The 295-nt window shown below is 54.2% G+C and carries 1 rRNA gene; it reads right to left on the bottom strand.

Annotation, left to right across the window (positions count from 1 at the left end):
* Positions 1-295, bottom strand: a 23S ribosomal RNA gene (locus ACSG5Z_RS31010); the annotation flags it as partial.

Here is a 295-nt window from a genome sequence, read left to right as displayed (position 1 = left end):
GTGCACAACCAATCGCACGCTTCTTCTATCCTACTGCGTCGCTCCATTGCTCAAACGATAAAGAGGTGGTACAGGAATATCTCCCTGTTGTCCATCGCCTACGCCTGTCGGCCTCGGCTTAGGTCCTGACTAACCCTGAGCGGACGAGCCTTCCTCAGGAAACCTTAGGCATTCGGTGGACGGGATTCTCACGCGTCTTTCGCTACTCATACCGGCATTCTCACTTCTAAGCGCTCCACCAGTCCTTCCGGTCTGACTTCACTGCACTTAGAACGCTCCCCTACCACTGATACCA

Origin of the sequence: Bacillus pretiosus, assembly GCF_051294775.1 — a bacterium.
In the GTDB taxonomy this organism is placed as follows: Bacteria; Bacillota; Bacilli; order Bacillales; family Bacillaceae_G; genus Bacillus_A; species Bacillus_A wiedmannii.
Note: the sequence above shows the minus strand (reverse complement) of the source record. Positions and strands in the feature narration are given on the sequence as shown.